The sequence below is a fragment of the Eilatimonas milleporae genome (genome assembly GCF_003688555.1).
Classification (GTDB): Bacteria; Pseudomonadota; Alphaproteobacteria; order Sphingomonadales; family Kordiimonadaceae; genus Eilatimonas; species Eilatimonas milleporae.
The window spans coordinates 613,677-628,528 of the sequence record NZ_REFR01000009.1; the positions used below are offsets into that span (position 1 = coordinate 613,677).

Annotated in this window: 13 protein-coding genes; 10 read left to right on the forward strand and 3 right to left on the reverse strand. The window is 63.1% G+C overall.

Annotated features, from left to right (window positions below; translation table 11 throughout):
• Positions 1–300 precede the first annotated feature (300 nt).
• The 10 genes from BXY39_RS03510 (at position 301) to BXY39_RS03555 (ending at position 12,070) form a co-directional block, all read left to right on the forward strand.
• Complete coding sequence (locus tag BXY39_RS03510; RefSeq protein ID WP_121937421.1) at positions 301–3,159, forward strand: FG-GAP repeat protein; 2,859 nt, start codon at positions 301–303, stop codon at positions 3,157–3,159.
• 331 nt (positions 3,160–3,490) lie between these two features.
• A complete protein-coding gene (locus tag BXY39_RS03515) occupies positions 3,491–4,708 on the forward strand; it encodes a class I SAM-dependent methyltransferase (RefSeq protein ID WP_121937422.1) in 1,218 nt (405 codons plus the stop codon).
• Positions 4,698–5,051 carry a hypothetical protein gene (locus BXY39_RS03520; protein ID WP_121937423.1) on the forward strand — a complete coding sequence of 118 codons (354 nt, stop codon included), beginning with the start codon at positions 4,698–4,700 and terminating at the stop codon, positions 5,049–5,051. Before BXY39_RS03515 ends, BXY39_RS03520 begins: the two co-directional genes overlap by 11 nt.
• A 108-nt stretch (positions 5,052–5,159) precedes the next feature.
• On the forward strand, positions 5,160–5,726 hold the full coding sequence (locus tag BXY39_RS03525) for a carboxymuconolactone decarboxylase family protein (RefSeq protein WP_147453455.1): 567 nt from the start codon (positions 5,160–5,162) through the stop codon (positions 5,724–5,726).
• Between the two features lie 73 nt (positions 5,727–5,799).
• A complete protein-coding gene (locus BXY39_RS03530; RefSeq protein WP_121937425.1) occupies positions 5,800–6,705 on the forward strand; it encodes a VOC family protein in 906 nt (301 codons plus the stop codon).
• 146 nt (positions 6,706–6,851) lie between these two features.
• The gene (locus BXY39_RS03535) at positions 6,852–7,949 is read left to right on the forward strand and encodes a TRAP transporter substrate-binding protein (RefSeq protein ID WP_121937426.1); all 1,098 of its coding nucleotides are present in this window, start codon (positions 6,852–6,854) and stop codon (positions 7,947–7,949) included.
• Positions 7,946–8,530: a TRAP transporter small permease subunit gene (locus tag BXY39_RS03540; RefSeq protein ID WP_121937427.1), complete on the forward strand. Its 585-nt coding sequence runs from the start codon at positions 7,946–7,948 to the stop codon at positions 8,528–8,530. The genes BXY39_RS03535 and BXY39_RS03540 overlap by 4 nt, the downstream gene beginning before the upstream one ends.
• A complete protein-coding gene (locus tag BXY39_RS03545; RefSeq protein ID WP_121937428.1) occupies positions 8,527–9,804 on the forward strand; it encodes a TRAP transporter large permease in 1,278 nt (425 codons plus the stop codon). Before BXY39_RS03540 ends, BXY39_RS03545 begins: the two co-directional genes overlap by 4 nt.
• On the forward strand, positions 9,792–11,435 hold the full coding sequence (locus BXY39_RS03550; protein ID WP_121937429.1) for an alpha/beta fold hydrolase: 1,644 nt from the start codon (positions 9,792–9,794) through the stop codon (positions 11,433–11,435). Before BXY39_RS03545 ends, BXY39_RS03550 begins: the two co-directional genes overlap by 13 nt.
• A 131-nt stretch (positions 11,436–11,566) precedes the next feature.
• Positions 11,567–12,070 (forward strand): DUF3598 domain-containing protein, encoded by a 504-nt coding sequence (locus BXY39_RS03555; protein ID WP_121937430.1) that lies wholly within the window; start codon positions 11,567–11,569, stop codon positions 12,068–12,070.
• Positions 12,071–12,135: 65 nt separating this feature from the next.
• On the opposite strand, the gene BXY39_RS03560 is transcribed toward BXY39_RS03555, so the two are convergent.
• Genes BXY39_RS03560 through BXY39_RS03570 form a run of 3 tightly spaced genes read right to left on the reverse strand, consistent with a single transcriptional unit; the run spans position 12,136 to position 14,687 of the window.
• The gene (locus tag BXY39_RS03560; protein WP_121937431.1) at positions 12,136–12,972 is read right to left on the reverse strand and encodes an SDR family NAD(P)-dependent oxidoreductase; all 837 of its coding nucleotides are present in this window, start codon (positions 12,970–12,972) and stop codon (positions 12,136–12,138) included.
• 5 nt (positions 12,973–12,977) lie between these two features.
• Positions 12,978–13,292, reverse strand: coding sequence for an REDY-like protein HapK (locus tag BXY39_RS03565; RefSeq protein WP_121937432.1), 315 nt, complete (start codon positions 13,290–13,292; stop codon positions 12,978–12,980).
• Positions 13,293–13,319: 27 nt separating this feature from the next.
• Entirely contained in the window at positions 13,320–14,687 is a 1,368-nt protein-coding gene (locus tag BXY39_RS03570; RefSeq protein WP_170163593.1) for an MmgE/PrpD family protein, read from the reverse strand.
• Positions 14,688–14,852: the final 165 nt, after the last annotated feature.

Below are 14,852 nucleotides of genomic sequence, written 5' to 3' on the forward strand. Positions count from 1 at the left end.
GACATACCGCTAGGGGCGGTACATCTTTGCGCAAACCGGTCACCAACACCGAACAGGTATCGTATCGGACAGCTTAGATTTCGCCCCAGGCGGGTAATCCGAAGAGCGGTTTTTTGGTGCCATGGCACGGTGCGCGAATATGATGCGGAAATGGCAGGCCCTCACAATTCGTGTGGCCTTGCAGGTCATATGGCAGAAGCCTTTTCCATATGTTTTTCCTCCCCACGGCACATCCTCTGAAAAATCCGGACCGGCGCTCAGCCAAAAGCGCCGTCACACACACCTGCATAGAGATCTGACATGCCCAGTTTCTTCAATCTCTCCAACCTGAACGGCAGCAATGGTTTTGTTCTGAATGGTCTTAACGACGGTGACAACTTCGGTACTGCCGTCAGCACCGCCGGAGACATCAATGGCGATGAGATCGACGATATCGTGATCGGGGCGAGTGTTGCCGACCCATCTGGCAGAATGAGCGCAGGGCAAAGCTTTGTCGTGTTTGGCCATACAGGCAACTTTAGCTCCGATTTGGACTTGTCCGACCTGAACGGGAACAACGGTTTTGTCGTCAACGGCATCAATCCGGGCGACTTTTTAGGCGATGCTGTCAGCACGGCAGGCGACATCAATAATGACGGGATTGATGACCTGATCATTGGCGCACCGCTTACCGATGTTGACAGCATCAATTCCGCCGGCGCAAGTTACGTAATCTTCGGTAAAGGCGAGGGCTTTGATACCTTCATTGATCTAACTGCTTTGGATGGCAACAATGGCTTTGTCATAAACGGTATTGATGAAGGCAATAACGCGGGAATTGCTGTCAGCACGGCCGGCGACATCAATGGCGATGACATCGACGACATTATTATCGGCGCATCGCGCAGCCTCACAAATTTTCCCGGACAAAGCTATGTGATTTTCGGCAGAGCTGGCGGCTTCGACGCAGACTTCAATGCCAGCACACTGGACGGAACAACCGGCTTTATTATCAATAGCATTATCGGCGACGATCTCGCCGGTGAAGCCGTCGGCGGCGCTGGCGATATCAATGGCGACGGTTTTGACGATCTGGTCATCGGTGCTTTCACAACAAGCACGAATGAAAACAAATATGTCGGCGAAACATTTGTCGTTTTCGGTGGCAGCAGCACTTTCAGCCCGACATTTGATCTTGCCACACTCAACGGCAACAATGGTTTCTCCATTCAAGGACAGGGCAGATATGACGTATTGGGTGCATCCGTCAGTCTCGATGGCGATATCAATGGCGATGGCCTCAATGATCTGATTGTCACTGCGCCGAGTGCAGATGCCGGGCAAGCTTATGTCATCTTCGGCACAACGGCGGGATTCAATGCAAGCCTCGCCCCGTCCGATCTCGACGGCAACAATGGCTTTGTCATAACCAGCATCGACGCAGTGGAACGTTTCGGCGGGGCCAGCGCCACTGGCGATATCAACGGAGACGGTATTGACGATATTATAGTTAGCGCGTCGAGCGCGGACCCTTTCGGTAATACAATGGCTGGCAAAACCTACATCGTTTTTGGCCAAACTGAAGGGTTCGGTGCCAGATTGGACTTGTCCACCCTTGATGGAGACGCAGGCTTTACCATCAACGGGATCAACGCCTATGATCGTAGTGGCCACGCCATCAGCATAGCCGGCGATATCAATGGCGACGGCTTTGACGATCTTATCATCGGCGCGCCGAATGCTGCGACAGGCACAACAAATGCGGGGGCAGCCTATGTAGTTTTCGGCGGCAGCGCTCTGGCACCGACAGTTTCCGGACTGACAGCACAGAGCGCCGCACAAAATGCGGCAACCCGCATTGATCTTACAACCGTCAGCGTGTCCGAACACATCGCCGGCAATCCGGTTACATTGACGATCATGGCCTCCGATACCGGTGCCGTTCTGAAGGCCGCCGACGGTTCAAACCTTGGTGTGACAGCCACCGACGACGGCAACAATATGGTGACATTGGTTGGTACGGCGGCGAATATCACCGCCTATTTGGATGGCGTCGGCAACATTACATATACCGGTAGCGGCAACACTGCGCAGGATACGTTATCGCTTCAGGTAAGTGACGGTATTTTTCCCACACAGGAAGCAATCACGGCGACCGTCACTTTAGCACCACCCCCAAACATCGCACCGTCCACGGCGAACGGCTCGGCGGCCTTGGATGCCGGCGCCACATATGTTTTTACGACAAGCGACTTTGCCTTCTCGGACGCGGACGGCGGTGACTTCGCCGCGATCCGTATCGACGGATTACCGGATATCGGTGCGCTGACGCTACTCGGATCGGCCGTCGACGCCGGACAGGTCATCAGCCTGTCCGATATTGCCGTCGGGCAGCTCGTCTATACCGCCGATGCAAGGGGGGCGGACTCCAGTTTCAGCTTTCGCGTCAGCGACGGCGCGGCCCTGTCGTCCACGGCCCGGTTCAGTCTTACAGTCACGGACCCGGTTCCGGGTGACGGGTCCGGTGGCAACGATCCGCTTGGCCCCGTCGCCGGATCGCCAGGAGACGACATACTGATCGCCGGCGATACCGACGACACCATTCGCGGTCAGGAAGGCAACGACGAAATCCGTGCCGGCGGCGGGAATGACCGAATTGTCGCCGGGCTGCGGGACGACGGGAATGACACACTGTTCGGCGGCAATGGCAATGATACGGTCGGCGGCGGTGTCGGCGATGACGATATCGATGGCGGCAATGACAATGACCTGCTGTTTGGCGGTGCCGGCAACGACGCCATCTTCGGCGGTGACGATGATGACACGATTTTCAACGGAACCGGCAATGACACGGCCAACGGTGGAAATGGCAACGATACCCTGTGGGGCGGCGCCGGCGACGATATACTGGCCGGCGGCACTGGCAGCGATACCTTCATTTTCGGCCAGACAAGCGGCAATGACCGCATTGTCGATTTTGATATTGGTGCCGACATTCTCAACCTGCGGCATGCGCCGGCACAGTTTCAGACCCTGTCCGATGTCAGCGCCGCAGCACGCTTGGTGATTGACGGCGCAAACGGCAACCCGAATCTGGTCATCGATATCGGCGATGGGCAAAGCGTCATACTGGCAGGTCTGATTCCGGTCGACATCAGCGACATGACAATCGTGCTGTGACAGCAATCATGGTATGATGGCATTTACATTCTGGCATCCGACAGCGGTCTCCCAAAATTTGGGAGATGGTGGCACACGGCTTTCAAAAGGCTGCTGCACGTAGGGATCGAGCAGGGGGCAAAATCCAGCAATCGGCCATAAAAAAACGCCGCCGGGACTGTCCTGTGCCTGCGGGCGCATTACTCCAGTATTGCTGGCTATACATCAATGATGCGGTCAATCCGGTCATCGGTCAAGGATCATTTTTTCGCGCCTCAAGGTGACAAATGTCATGGCTGGCCTGTTTTCCCCGCCATAGAGTGGCAGGGAAATTCGGAAGGGAGTCGCCATCATGACAAAACCGGAATCCATTGACGTTCCGCCGCCCTGGCACCTTGTGGGCCAGCACGCCGTTTTCCCGAAAGCGCGCCATGACGAAATCGCCCGCTTCAATTTTCTCGCCAATATGAACAAGCATCTGGCCCAGACGCTCGGCCCCGGCAACAAGCTGGCCTATGAAACCCGCGTCCTGCCCGCCCTGCGCAAGGAACTGGGCCGCGATCCCGAAAACCGGCATGAAATCCGCCGCGCCATGAACAAGGACCCCTATCACCGGTTCTGGAGCGCCCTGAAGCGCAACACCATGGAACAGCGCCAGCAGGCCGGACGGTCCATGGTGCTGCGCCAGATCGACGATCTGGTCGCCGCCGCGAAAGACCTGAACGCGGGGTCCGACCGGCTGAACCTGGACCCGACGACGGACCTGCCCAATTACGTCAAGAATGTCGACCATCACTGCATGCCCGGCAGCTATCACACCGAACTTATGCCCGACGATGTCTCGGCCGGCGCCAATTATGACTGCGGCCTGTTCGTCACCACGGGCGGGGCGCTCGGCACCTATTCCGACGGCGGCGGCAAGGCCGTGGCCGAATGGGCCACGTCCAATCCCGATTTCAGGCCGAAACGGATCCTTGATGTCGGCTGTACGCTGGGCCACAACATGCTGCCCATCGCCGAGGCCTATCCCGATGCCGAGGTCACCGGTATTGATGTGGGCGCGCCGGTGCTGCGGTACGGCCATGCCCGCGCCAAGGCGCTCGGCGTCGACAATGTGCGTTTCGTCCAGATGAACGCCGAGGACCTGTCCCGGTTCGAGGATGAAAGCTTCGACTGGGTGCAGACCACCATGTATCTGCACGAAACCTCCAATGCCGGCATGGCCCGCATGATGAAGGAATTTTACCGCGTGCTGGCGCCGGGCGGTCTGCTGCTGCACGTGGAACAGCCGCAATACACCGACGACATGCCGCTGTATGAACAGTTCATCCGCGACTGGGATGCCTTCAACAACAACGAACCCTTCTGGTCGAAGGTGCACGAACTGGACCTGCAGGAATGCATGGCCGACGCCGGGTTCAGCCACAATGAAATGTTTGTCACCGGCGTCCGCGCCGTCGTCGACAGCGATGTCTTCCCGGCCGCCAAGACCGGTGATCTGGAAGACCATGGCCGCGCCGCCGCATGGCACGCCTTCGGCGCCTGGAAGGGGATGAACGATGCCGCTTGATCACATCACGCTCGCCAACACCAAATCCACCGGCAAACGCCCGCAGTATTTCGACGATCCGGCGGTGGACCGGCTGACCTCCATGCTGTTGGCCACGGTGCAGGAACTGGCCGTCACACGCGAACGCCTGGACACCATCGAACGCCTGCTGGACAGCAAGGGCGTCCTCTCCCGCGCCGAGACGGAAACCTATCGCCCCGCCCTCGACGTGGCCGAGGAACGCGGCCTTGCCCACCGGGACCTGATCTCCCGCGTCATGCGGGCCGTCCAGCAGGATATGGAGGCTCTGACCCGCACGGAAAAAACCCCCGATCAGCTTGCGGATGAATTTTCGCGCGGCTGATTGCGGGAACAGCGCACGGCAGATGTGCCCGGCAATACCCGCCGGGCACATATCCGTCTGCAAAGACCGCGAAACCATCCGTCAACACCGTCAAGGAGTATCAGGGACGTGCCCAGGCTTGACCCGCTGACATGGGATGAAATCGATCCCGAAATCCGCCAGCCCATGCGGGACGGGGCGGCGATGATGGGCTTCATGCCCAATGACGCCCTGACCATGGCGCGCAATCCCGCCCTGTTGCAGGCCACATGGCAGCTTGTCGCCGCGACGCTGGGCCGGGACCGGCCCGACAGTCGGGTGGACGGCGCCCTGAAACGGCTGATCGGTCTGGCCGCCAGCCGCAGCGCCGGCTGCGATTACTGCCAGGCCCATACCGTCTTTTCCGCATTGAAACAGGGGGTGGACAGAGACAAGATCCGGGCGCTGGATACGTTTGAGGACAGCCCGGCCTTTTCACCGGCGGAAAAAGCCGCCATCCGCGTCGCCGGCAAATCGGCGCAAGCGCCCAATGGTGTCACCGACGCCGATTTCACCGCACTGAAACAGCATTTCAGCGATGACGACATCACCGACATTGTCGCCGTCATCGCCCTGTTCGGCTTTCTCAACCGCTGGAACAGCACCCTGCTCAGCGATATCGAGGCCGAACCGACCGCCTGCATGCTGTCGCTTTAGACTTTACGCACACGAAACCACGGCCTGAACCGGCACCGCCCGGCCGGCCGCACATTGGGGAGGGAAACACGCAATGACACACGCCATGGATACCGAAGGCCGGATCAAGGCCGGCACCGTCAACACACCGGACCTGGACGGGTCCGTCGCCGATTATGAACAATGGCTCGGCTACCGCGTGGTCGAGCGCGGGCTGGTCTCCGACACCCACGCCGCGCACTGGCAGGCACCCGCCATGGCCGGCAACCGCTATGCGGTCATGGCGCCGGCCTCGGGCGCGCCCGTATATATCCGCTTTGTCGAAGGGACGGCCGTCCCCGCCTACAAACCGCTGATGTCGTTCGGCTGGGCCTCGCTCGAATTGACCATACAGGACTGTGACGGCCTGCACGAACAACTGAAAGCCTCACCCTTCGAGATTATCGGCGAACCCGCCTATCTGGATTTTTCCGATGCCATTTACCCCATGCAGGCCGTCGGCCGTGCCGGCGAGGTGCTGTATCTGAACCAGGTCAACGGGTCCCTGCCCGATTATGACCTGCCGCTGGCACAAAGCCCGGTGGATCATATCTTCATCACCATTCTCGCCACGCCGGACATGCAGAAGGGCGTCGATTTCTATGTCAAAGGGTTCGGCTGGGCCCAGGGCAACACCTATGACGTACCCTATTCCGTCATCAACAATGCCTTCGGCTTCCCGGAAGACCGGTCGCACAAATTGTCGATGAACTGCGTCGGCCGCATGGTCAATAACGAAGTGGACCAGTATCCGGCGGAAACCATCGTCCGCCCGCAGGTGGACGGCGAGCTGCCGCCGGGCGTGTCCATGGTGTCCTTCATCACGGACTCGCTGGACGCTGCGCACACAGGGGCACTCGGCCCCGCCGTCCGCCTGGAGGGACACCCCTATGACGGTCGCCAAAGCGCACTGTTTCGCGGCTCCGCCGGGGAACTGGCCGAACTGATCCAGCGGACCTGACAAACCGGGCAGACGCGTCTGTTACGTCCCGGCTGTCCGGAACGATACCGATCATGGCCAAACCGGTCATGATCGGGCTATCCATATAGGCGGACGGACAACAGACAGACGGGCAACAAACAGACGGGCAAGGGAGCGGTGACAGCGTGACGCCACGCACGGCGGACGGGGATACGGCAGATACGCCGGACGGAACAGGCCCGGACTGGCGCCTGCTGCTCGGCCTGATCCTTGTGGGCGTGCCGGGGCTTTTCCTCGCCCTCGGCAATCTCGGCCCGCGCGCCGACGTCCACTGGGACCTGTCCGTGCCCTGGGCGGAAAGTGAATTTCACACCCGCAACGCCATCCGCTTCGCTGAAGAAGTCGCCGTGGTCACGGACGGGCGCGTGCGCATCACCGTGCATCCGGGCGCCGTCCTCGGCATCAAGGGGCCAGGCTCCCTGCGCGCGGTCGAGGACGGCATCGTCGCCATGGCCGAAATGGCCGGTTTCCAGCAGATCGGCAGCGAACCTGTTCTGGGTCTGGAGGCCCTGCCCTTCCTCGTCGACACCCATGATGAACTGCGCACCCTGTACCGGTTTCTGCGCGCACCCGTTGAGGCCGCCTTTGAACGCCACGGGATGAAGGTGCTGTATCTGGTGCCGTGGCCGAACCAGAATTTGTACACGCGCGGCCAGCCCGACAGCCTGCGGTCCCTCGCCGGGCTGAAGGTCCGCACGCTGGATGCCAACACCACCGATATGATGGACCGTCTCGGCCTGACGCCGATCCAGATGCCCTCGCCCGATGTGGTGCCGGCGCTGGCCGCCGGCGCCATCGATGCGACGCTGACCTCCACCACCACCGGCGCGGCACAGAAATACTGGGAATTCCTCGATGTCATCATCCGCACCAATCACAATTGGGCGTCGAACATGATGGTGGTCAATGCCGATGCCTGGGCCGGTCTGTCGGACCGGGACAGACAGGCGATCGAGGCCCTCGCCGCCCGGCTGGAGCCGGACTTCTGGCGGGTGTCGGAACGGGACGACCGCGAAAAACTCGCCGTCCTCAAGGCCGAGGGCATGCAGGTCATGGTGCCCGATGCGGTCATGGCGGGGCAGTTGCGCGCCGTCGCCCGGCCCATGTGGCATGAATTTGTCGCCCGCGTGCCCGAGGCCCGGCCGGTACTGGACGCCTATCTGCGCGCCACCGGCCGCGCCCCGCTGGACGACGCCGGCCCAAGCGACGGAAACGGGTCATGAGCCTCCACGCCGACACGGGCCGAGCCCAGGACGGGATACTGGACCGCCTGCTTGTCGGCATTGACGCGCTGTGCCGCGTCGCCGCCTGGGGGGCTGCCGCCGTTCTGGCCGCTTTGTTTCTGTTGGGTCTGGCGGAAATTCTGCTGCGCAATCTGTTCGGATACAGCCTGCCCATCGCGGTGGAATACAGCGGCTATCTCGTCGGCATCAGTCTTCTGCTCGGCAGCGGCTGGACCCTGCAACAGGGCGGCCAGATCCGCGTCGGGCTGTTGATCGAACGCCTCGGCCCCGCCGGCCGGCGGGCGGTGGACACCGCCGCCACCGTCTTCGCCCTTGTCACCGCGCTGTTTCTCGCCGCCGCGCTGGTCCGCTACACGGGCGGCACCGCCCTGCGCGGCACGGTCTCCTATTTCCCCAGTCAGACACCCCTTGTCATTCCGCAGGCCCTGCTGGCCGCCGGCCCGGTCACACTGGCGCTGGCGCTGCTGGCCCGTCTTGTCCGCCTGCTGCGCGGGGACGGTCCGGACGGCACCGGCACCCCAAGTCGCCCGGACAGCACAGCGGCGGAGGACGGATCATGACCGGCCTTGTCGCCGCCAGCCTGTTTCTGCTCATCGCCCTGCTCGGCCTCGGGGTCTGGGTCGGCCTTGCCCTGATGGGGGTGGGGGCGGCATCGCTTCTGGTGTTCCGCGATCTGGATGTGGCCGCCTTTCTCGCCGGCGATATCTGGCGCGGGCTCAACACGCCGGAACTCAGCGCCCTGCCGCTGTTTATCCTGATGGGGGAAATCCTGCACCGTACCCGGATCGCCAGCGACATGTTCACAGCCCTCAGCCCCTGGGTGCGGCGCGTGCCCGGCCAGTTGATGCATCTGAACGTCATCGGCTGCACCCTGTTTGCCGCCGTCTCCGGATCGTCCGCCGCCACCACCGCCACCGTCGGGCGCATCACCCTGGGCGAACTGGAAAAACGCGGCTATGACCGCGATCTGGCCATCGGCTCCCTGTGCGGTGCCGGGACGCTCGGCTTTCTCATCCCGCCCAGCCTGATTCTGATCGTCTATGGCGTGCTGTCATCCACGTCGATCATCGACCTGTTCATCGCCGGCATTGTCCCCGGTCTCATGCTGGCGCTGGGCTATATGCTCTATATCGCCGTCCGTGCGCCCCGTCCTGTCGCGGCGGATACGGACGGCGACGCCGTATCGTGGGGGGCAAAGCTGGCCGGCCTCGGCCGACTGCTGCCCGTGGTGCTGCTGATCATACTGGTCATCGGCTCCATGTATGCCGGCCTCGCCGGGCCAAGCGAGGCCGCCACCATCGGCATCGCCGGCGCCCTTGTCATCGCCGCATGGCAAAGGGTGCTGACAGCGGCCACACTGGTGGATGCGCTGATGGGCACGGTGCGCACCGCCTCCATGGTCGGGCTGATTGTGGCCGGGGCCTTTTTCCTGTCGAAAACCATGGCGATTTTCGGCCTGCCACAGGCGGCGGCCGCGCTGATCGCCGGGCTGGACCTGCCGCCCATCGGTCTGATCCTGTTGCTGATGCTGCTCTATATCGTTCTCGGCATGGTGCTGGACGGTCTGTCCATCATCGTCATGACCCTGCCCATCGCCCTGCCGCTGGTCGTCGGCGCCGGGTTCAGCCCCGTCTGGTTCGGTATTTTCATCGTCGCCGTGGTCGAGATGTCCCAGATCACGCCGCCCATCGGCTTCAACCTGTTCGTCGTCCAGGGCCTGACCGGCGAACCGATCAGCCGCGTCGCACGCGCCAGCCTGCCCTTTTTCACCATCATCGCGGCGCTGGTCGTCGCCATCACCCTGTTTCCGGAGATTGTTACATGGCCACTATAGTCAACCGGTCCTTTATCGTCGCCAACGGGCGGTCCGTCCATTACCGCCATGCCGGCCCGGCCGGCGACGCGCCGCCGCTGATCCTCTGCCACCAGTCGCCGAAAACCTCGGAAGAACTTGTCCCCCTGTTGCAGGATTGGGGCCGGTATTTTCACTGTTACGCCCCGGATTCCCCCGGTTATGGACTGTCCGATCCCCTGCCGGGCAAGGCGCTCGCCCTTGCCGATCTGGCCGACAGCGTCGCCGATTTCATGGATGCGCTGGGTCTGGAAACAGCCGTCATATACGGCATCCACACCGGCGCCAAAATTGCCCTCGGCACGGCCGAACGCCATCCGGACCGGGTCGCCGGCGTTGTCGCAAACGGCGTCCTGGTCAACACCCCGGCCGACCGCCAGGACTTGGCGGACAGATATCTGCCCCCCTTCAAACCGTCCATCGACGGGGCCCATATGGCCATGGCCTGGCACCGCATGCGGGACCAGCGGGTGTTTTTCCCCTGGTATGACCGGCGCGATGCCGCGCGCATGCCCATTGACGTCAGCGCACCGGACGACCTTCAGGCCAGCGTCATGGACCTTTTCGCCGCCGGCGACACCTACGGCGCGGGATACGGCGCGGCCCTGTCTCTGAACACCAGGGCCCTGCTGGCGCGCCTGACCGTGCCGGCCCTGATCACATGCGGCCCCGGCGACGTCCTGTTGGAACATCTGAAAAATATCTCCGCGCCCGATTGCGTCACCGTCCGGGGCGCGGACAGCGACGCCGCGCTGAAGACCATGGCCGCCGATTTCCTCAAAACCCACGCACCCGGCGCCACATCCCCGCAGGCACAGCCCCCCGCCCATGGTCGCCGCCTCAGACCAACGCTGAGGGGCGAGGCCGGCGCCCGCTGCCACGGACTTACGGGCGGCCGCCGGGCGCCCGACGCCCGCCGCATTCTCGTCCTGCCGGATCTGGGCGGCAGTGTCTGCACCCTGCGCGATGTGCTGGAACCGCTGGCCAGCGATATGCAAATTCTGGGGCTGGACCCCACCGGCTTCGGCTGGTCGGACGCGGACGGGGGTGACCCGGTGGCGGCGCTGGATGCCGCCGTCGGCGATTTCGCCCCTGATGCGGTCGTCGCACACGGCCTGTCCGCCGCGCTGGCGCTGGATTGGCTGGCGGCCACCGATGCCCCGGCGAAAAAACTGGTGCTGCTGGACGCCGTATTCCCGGACGACAGCCTGCGCCCCGATATCGCCACCGGTCTGATCCCGGACCTGACGCCGCAGGCCGCCGGGGGCCATTTGCTGGCCGCATGGCAGGCAGTACGGGAAAGTGCCCTGTTCTATCCCTGGTTCCGGCCCGTGCATGCCGCCGCCATTCCCAGCGACGGCAAACTGGTCACCGGCCCGCTGCAACAGGCGGCTGTCGCCCTGCTGCGCGGCTGGCGCACGGCGCAAAGCCTGCTGCCCGCCGCGCTGGACGCACCGTCGCGGCTGGCCGGCAGCGGCCTCGACACCGTCGCCCTTGTGCCGGACTGGTCGCAGGGGCGCGGCGGCCTCGCCGCCCTGCCGGCCCCCGTCTCCTGTCACCCTGTCGCCCATGCGGACCGGCCCGGCGCCCTGCGCACGGCCCTTCTGGCATAAAACCAATGGCCATACCCGCATCCATCGGGGCCTCAGTCCCTCCCTTGGACTGCTCCCTTATGACCTAGGTCATGGCACGGGCACACACCCGGCCATAGACTGTCACACTCATATGTGTTTCGGAGATTTCCATGCCTGATTCAGCCTTTGCCGAAATCAAGACCGCCATGCCGCTTCTCGCCTCCAACGAAGGGGTATGGGAAGGCTGGTACCGCTATTACGACATCGACGGCAAAATGATCGACGCCCACCGGTCGCGCCTGATCTGTCGTTTTCCCGACAGCGGCCCCTACCCCTATCATCAAAGTAATATCTACACATGGGACGATGGCCGCACCGAAGTCCGCGACTTTCCCGCCGCATACCGCGACGGACGCGTCTGGTTCGATACCGACCTGATCGACGGCTGGGCGGCGGAAGTGCCGCTGGACGAATACAAGCGCACCACCATGCTGAACTGGGTGCGCAAGGGCGAGCCGGACCTGTATCTCTATGAAATGATCCACAACAGCGACTGCGGCAAATTCCGCTCCCGCGTGTGGCAGTGGATCAAGGCCGGCAAAACACACATGCGCACCCTGATCGACGAGGAAAAAGTCACCGACGATTGGCGCGCATTCGAGGCCGGCCAGTGAAATCCCAGTGAAATCAAAGGCCGGTCCGCGACCCTTGGGGGTCTGTCCGGGCGGTGGGAAATGCCTCAGTGCATTTCCTCGCCGCCCGATACATTCACCGCCTCGCCGGTGATATAGACGGCCTCGTCCGATGCCAGGAACGCGCACGTTCCCGCCGTATCGCCCGGCAGGCCGGGCCGTCCCATCGGGTTTTTCGCCTTCATGTTCGCCAGATAGGCGTCAACACTGTCAAACCCCAGCAATTTGGAAAAATACGCATTCTGTTTCGCGCCCAGGCCCGTGGTCACATGGTTGGGGCAGACGGCATTGACCGTGATGCCGTGCGGCCCCAGTTCAATGGCGTTGGACCGGGTCAACCCGATCATGCCGTGTTTCGACGCGGTATAGGGTGCCATGTGCGGAAAACCGGACTTGGCCGCCTGACTGGCGATATTGATGATGCGCCCGCCGTCCCCCTGTTCCATCATGGCGATGGCGGCATGCTTGGTGCACAGGAACGCCCCGGTCAGATTGACGGAAAGCACCGCGTCCCATTCATCCGGCGCCACATCCGTCAGCGGCTTCATGATATAGCCGATCCCCGCATTGTTGACGAGAATGTCGACCCGCCCGAAGGCGTCGCGCGCGCCGTCGATCAGGGCCTTGCACTGTTCGTCGCGGCGCACGTCGCACGGGATGGCGACCGCCTCGCCGCCCTTGTCGCGGATGGCGGCGGCAATACCTTCCATCTCATCCGTGGTGCCGATGTCGCCTTCGCCCATATGCGTCTGCGCCCGGCCCAGGTCCGAGACGACGACCTTCGCCCCTTCGGCGGCGAAACGCTCCAGTATGGCCTGACCCAGCCCCTTTTCCCGGCCCGATCCGGTGACAATGGCAACCTTGCCTTTCAGGGATGCATACATGCGCCCTACTCCTCGATGGACTGGCTGAGGATAAAGGTCGGGTTGTCGGCCACCGCCTGAAATTCCGCCGCCACCGTCTGCATCACATCGCCGCCCACCTCGGCCCCGAACGTGTCCATGTCGGACACATGGATGATTTCCACATAGCGGTAGGGCGGCGGCGCGTCCGATCCCAGCAGCCCGGTGGACCGATACACGTCAAAGGCCGAGACGGACGTCAGCCCGCGCACCGTCGGCAGGTCCGTGCCCTTGGCCCAGGCTTCATAATCGGCGTCGCTCACACCGTCCTTCAGATTGAACAGCACGATAATGGTCGTCATGGTTTCCTCCCCAAATCCGTTTGCAGTTCATCGCGCCGGCGCCAGCAGATCGAACAGATCGAGGCAATCCGGCAGGGTTTCCAGGGTTTCGACGCAGGCCGTCAGGCGCTCCCGCGCCGGCTCCGTCAGCGGCACGCACGCCAGGCTACCGGCGAAGGCCAACTTGTCCAGCCGGGCGTCACGGTTCAGCGGATTGTCCGGCGCCCCCAGGGTCGCCGGGATATGATCCGTCAGCGTGCGCCCGTCCGACAGGTGAAAGACAAGCGTCTGCGGCGACAGGGCGTTCAGGTCCGGATTGTCATCGACAGTGACATGAACCCGGTCCCCCACGACGCGTAGGGCCGCATCGGCAAAATCGTCGGGCGTGAAGGCGCGCGGGTCGATCCGGCCGTCGCGCAGGGCCAACGCCACCAGAAACGGCAGGCACAGCCGGGCATAGGCCGGGCCCATATCCGCCGCCCACGGCCGTCCGACCAGCCGGTGGACCAGCGGCGGCACACGGGCCTCCAGACGCTCCAGCGTGTCGCCGGTAACCGTCCCGTCGGCACGGCGCGCCAGCACGGTGGACAGCACGCCGTGACTGGCGCGACCGCTCGGATAGGGCTTGATGGACAGCTCATCGATGGCAAACACCGTGCCCAGACGGTCCAGGAGGATGCGGGCATCGCCGCCGTCCTCGATCAGGGTGAAATAGCCGAACGGCCCCGACAGCACATCGTGCGGGCCGGACAGGCCGCTCTCCGCCAAGTCGCAGGCGGTCAGCGCCGCGCGGGCCGACAGGGCCACCTGCACCGCCAGCGCCGGCGATCCTTCCACATGGGCCTGCATGGTGCCGGCCACTTGCGAATATCCCAGGCCAAGCGCGTCTTTCATCCGTGCGGCCGGGAACTTTCGCAGCCGGGCAATGCCTGCGACCGCGCCCATCAGTCCCGCCGTCGCCGGGCGGAAAAACCTTAAAGGGGCCTCTGTCGCAACGCCAAGCCCGGCGGCGATATCCACGGCCACGATCAGGGCGGCCAGAAAATCCCGCCCGTTGACACTACCATGCGCCGGGGACTGAATTTCAGCCAGCAGCGCGGCGGTCGCCACCGACATGGCATGGACCACCGCCGGCTCGTGCACGGCGTCCCATTCCAGGCAGTGAATGGCATAGGCCCCCATGACCGCGCCGCCATGCAGGCTGAACCCCGCGTCCAGGCCGGCAACCCGGCACGGCCCGCCGCCCCAGCCGCGCACGGCCCGTAAAACCGGCTCGGCCACGTCCGCGCCGCTGCCCGCCAGACCGCACGCCAGCGTATCCAGCAGAAACAGCTTGGCATTTTCGACCGTGGCAGCCGGCAGACTGTCCCACGACAGGCCCAGCGCGTAGGCGGCAAGTTCATCGAGATCGCTCACAAATGCCCTTTCTGGAAATATGGTCGGCATCAGCCTATTTGATGTCCCGCACGATACTCTCTGCCGCCGGCCGGTTCCATCCCGTGTCCAGCGCGGCGCGGATCAGCATTGCGGCCTTATCATTGCAGCGGCACAAAAACATATATTAATATATCATTAGATCAG

Coding starts and splice junctions, on each gene's coding strand:
- BXY39_RS03510 (WP_121937421.1), top strand. CDS start 301: ATGCCCAGTTTCTTCAATCTCTCCAACCTGAACGGCAGCAATGGTTTT.
- BXY39_RS03515 (WP_121937422.1), top strand. CDS start 3,491: ATGACAAAACCGGAATCCATTGACGTTCCGCCGCCCTGGCACCTTGTG.
- BXY39_RS03520 (WP_121937423.1), top strand. CDS start 4,698: ATGCCGCTTGATCACATCACGCTCGCCAACACCAAATCCACCGGCAAA.
- BXY39_RS03530 (WP_121937425.1), top strand. CDS start 5,800: ATGACACACGCCATGGATACCGAAGGCCGGATCAAGGCCGGCACCGTC.
- BXY39_RS03540 (WP_121937427.1), top strand. CDS start 7,946: ATGAGCCTCCACGCCGACACGGGCCGAGCCCAGGACGGGATACTGGAC.
- BXY39_RS03545 (WP_121937428.1), top strand. CDS start 8,527: ATGACCGGCCTTGTCGCCGCCAGCCTGTTTCTGCTCATCGCCCTGCTC.
- BXY39_RS03550 (WP_121937429.1), top strand. CDS start 9,792: ATGGCCACTATAGTCAACCGGTCCTTTATCGTCGCCAACGGGCGGTCC.
- BXY39_RS03555 (WP_121937430.1), top strand. CDS start 11,567: ATGCCTGATTCAGCCTTTGCCGAAATCAAGACCGCCATGCCGCTTCTC.
- BXY39_RS03560 (WP_121937431.1), bottom strand. CDS start 12,972: ATGTATGCATCCCTGAAAGGCAAGGTTGCCATTGTCACCGGATCGGGC.
- BXY39_RS03565 (WP_121937432.1), bottom strand. CDS start 13,292: ATGACGACCATTATCGTGCTGTTCAATCTGAAGGACGGTGTGAGCGAC.